Source organism: Corallococcus interemptor, from assembly GCF_003668875.1.
GTDB classification, from domain to species: Bacteria; Myxococcota; Myxococcia; order Myxococcales; family Myxococcaceae; genus Corallococcus; species Corallococcus interemptor.
The window spans coordinates 1-2,911 of record NZ_RAWM01000244.1 but is presented as its reverse complement, the minus strand read 5'-3'; the positions used below and the strand labels follow the sequence as shown (position 1 = coordinate 2,911).

Annotated in this window: 4 protein-coding genes; 2 read left to right on the top strand and 2 right to left on the bottom strand. The window is 71.9% G+C overall.

All coding sequences use genetic code 11. The features are described 5' to 3' along the window. Nucleotide 1 precedes the first annotated feature (1 nt). Together D7X96_RS38770 and D7X96_RS41330 are read left to right on the top strand one after the other, a co-directional pair. Complete coding sequence (locus D7X96_RS38770) at nucleotides 2–1,039, top strand: S1 family peptidase (RefSeq protein WP_244219879.1); 1,038 nt, start codon at nucleotides 2–4, stop codon at nucleotides 1,037–1,039. A 78-nt stretch (nucleotides 1,040–1,117) separates the two neighbouring features. Then, nucleotides 1,118–1,720 carry a transglycosylase SLT domain-containing protein gene (locus D7X96_RS41330; protein WP_120553194.1) on the top strand — a complete coding sequence of 201 codons (603 nt, stop codon included), beginning with the start codon at nucleotides 1,118–1,120 and terminating at the stop codon, nucleotides 1,718–1,720. Between the two features lie 85 nt (nucleotides 1,721–1,805). Here the strand turns inward: D7X96_RS41330 and D7X96_RS38760 are convergent, their stop codons facing one another. Beyond that, nucleotides 1,806–2,102, bottom strand: coding sequence for a hypothetical protein (locus tag D7X96_RS38760; protein WP_120553195.1), 297 nt, complete (start codon nucleotides 2,100–2,102; stop codon nucleotides 1,806–1,808). Between the two features lie 180 nt (nucleotides 2,103–2,282). Beyond that, the gene (locus D7X96_RS38755) at nucleotides 2,283–2,768 is read right to left on the bottom strand and encodes a hypothetical protein (protein ID WP_370450231.1); all 486 of its coding nucleotides are present in this window, start codon (nucleotides 2,766–2,768) and stop codon (nucleotides 2,283–2,285) included. Between the last annotated feature and the right edge of the window lie 143 nt (nucleotides 2,769–2,911).

Here is a 2,911-nt window from a genome sequence, read left to right as displayed (position 1 = left end):
GGTGGCCCGCCGCACGCGCTGTGGGGGGGAGGCGCCGGTGCTCCTGTGCTCGGGGGCTCTCATCGCGCCGGAGGTCGTCCTGACGGCGGCGCACTGCCTGGCCGTCTTCGGAGAGGCGGGCCCCTACGAGGTCTTCCTGGGCCCCACGCTGCTCCCGGAGCCCGGCCCCGGAGGCCGGTTCATCAGGGTGACCCGGGCGGTAACGCACCCGGACTACGTCCCGGCCACGCACGCCTGGGACGCCGCGCTCCTGCGGCTGGCGGTGCCCGTGACGGACGTTTCCCCCTACCGGCTCCCCGGCGCGGGCGACGTGCCGGTGGCGCCGGGGGACCCCGTGCGAGCGGTGGGCTACGGCGACACGAAGGACCCCGACCGGCTCGCGGGCCGGCGGCGCCAGGGCGTGCTCCAGGTGACGGGCGTCACCAGCGGCGCCTTCCAGGCCGGCCCCGCCCCGGCCATGACCTGCGTGGGGGACAGCGGAGGCCCGGTACTGGGTGGCCCCCCCGGGAACGAGGTGCTCCAGGGGCTCACTGTCAGCGGTGACGTGGCCTGCCGCACGGAGGCGGTCCAGGTGCGGGTGGACGCGCTGGGGGACTTCCTCCGCCCCTTCCTCGCCGAACCCCCACCCCCGCGCCCGCCCCCGCCGCTCCCCCTGGACGCCCTCTGTGAAGCGCCCTGCGACGGCGACGCGGACTGCCCCTCCGGCCTGCTGTGCGTCAGCGCCGGGGGCGCCCCCGCCCGGTGCCTCCTGCCCGCGCTCCAGGCCGGGACCTACGGCGCGGCCTGTACGGAGGACGCCGCCTGCGGTACCCAGGGCGTGTGCGCCCGGCTGGAGGTGGACGGCGACGACGCCTGCCGCTGCTTCACCCCATGCGAGGCGACCGTCGACCCGACGACACCCGGGATGGACCCGCCCGACGCCAGCTGCGGCTGCGGCGGCGGCCCCGGAGGGCCAGGCACTACACTCGCCGTCCTGCTGGGCCTCCTCTGGCGACATCCCCGCCGCGGACTTCGCGTGAAAGCGCCTACAGAACCGTAAATGTAGGCGCAACTCCGCGAATCAAACTCCGAGAATCAGGCACAGACGTATTCGGCATCTGAAAGGTCCTCCTCCCCCATGGACTACAAGATCAAGTCGGGCGACACGCTGAGCGCGCTGGCCAAGCGCTTCAACACGGACGTGGATTCGCTGGTGAAGGCGAACCCGAACATCACCAACAAGGACCTCATCTACGCGGATGCGACCCTCAACATCCCGGGCAGCAAGGATGAGTTCCAGGCGCAGGGCGCCGCGAAGGGTCCGGACCTGACGGGCGGAGCGCAGCAGACGCAGGGCGCGCAGGCCGTGGGCGACGTGCCCCCGGGCCAGGTGGGTGACTGGATCAAGCAGGCCATGGACATCCTCAAGGCCAACGGCGTCCCGGCGGACAAGATGAACCCCCAGGACATCGCGAAGATCATCCAGCACGAGTCCAGCGGGAACCCCAACGCCATCAACCTCTGGGACTCCAACGCCCAGAAGGGCACGCCCTCCATCGGCCTGATGCAGACCATCCAGCCGACGTTCGACTCGTACAAGCTCCCGGGCCACGACAACATCCGCAACCCGGTGGACAACATCATCGCCGGCGTCCGCTACTCCATCGCCCGCTACGGCTCCGTGTCCGACGTCCCCGGCATCAAGGGCCTGAGCAGCGGCAGCGGCTACGTCGGTTACTGACCGGCGCTGAAGCACTCCGGACGCACCGCGCCCCGCGGTGGAAGACGGTGCATCCGTCTCCCACGCGGGGCGTCGTCATTCCAGCTCAGCCCCCGTGCAGCCGGGAGCGGTCGCGCGGGCCGCCCGCGCGCTTCACGTGAATCTGGCTGGGCGCCTTCTTGCGTCCCCGGAGCCCCGTGCCCCGGTTGTTGCGCCTTGGGCCGTGGTCGGCCGCGGCGGGGCCCAGCGTCACGCGCTTCAGGGCCTTCTCCATCATCTTCGCCAACGCCTCGTCATGAGGCAGGGTCTTCTTCCCATTGCTGGCCTGCACACTGGCCTGGGCCGCATGGGCGTCCACACGTCGTCGGTTCTTGATGCCTGCCACTCGGGTCCGAACGGACATGAAGTCCTCCTTTGGACCTGAGGTAGGGACCCCCACGGGGCATTGCCATCCCTGGCGACGGGCGGGACAGGGGCCGCTCCGGGAGCATGCGGGACGCGGGCGCCCGGTGGCGCGGGATGACAGCGGGCGCGCGGGCTGCACCCTGTGAGCGAGGGAATGCGGCCGGCGCGCCAGCGGCGCTCAGGTGAGGTCTTCGTTGGCGCGGCGGGCGCGCTTCTTCGCCTTGGGCTTGCCAGGCTTGGACGCCTTGGCCTTCTGCTTCTGCGTGGGCTCCGGCGGGAACAGCCAGCCGTCCTCGGGGCGGGGCTGGGAGGCGTTCACCGGCTCCAGGTGCTGGCCCCGGCAGCCCCGGCACCAGGACTGCGGGCGGCGCTGGCCCCGGCTCATGATGCGGAAGCCGAAGTCCTGCTCCGTGGGGCCCACGTGGCCGCAGCGCGGGCAGCGCGTCATGGACGTGGTGCCCGTCTCCTTGGCCTTCTCCTTGCCGTGCTCCACCACCAGCGCCAGCGCGGCGGCGAACCCCAGCTTGCGCTCCGACGGCACGTGGAACTGACGCGCGCGCTTGCGGCTGCCCCCGCCCATCACGGGCAGGAGGTCCAGGCCTCCCAGGAGATTGCGCTGCTCCAGGACTCGCGACGGAGACGATGGCGGGGTCGAGTGGCTCACGCGATCATTTCTACGGGAGGGGTCTGACATGCCCGGTTCACGCCCCGGGTCGCCAGGTCCCGCTCCGTTCGGAGGTCTGGACACGCGTTCAGTAACCCCTGGCATTTCCAGGGGATTCCCCCGGCGGCCGGGCGGGGGTGGGG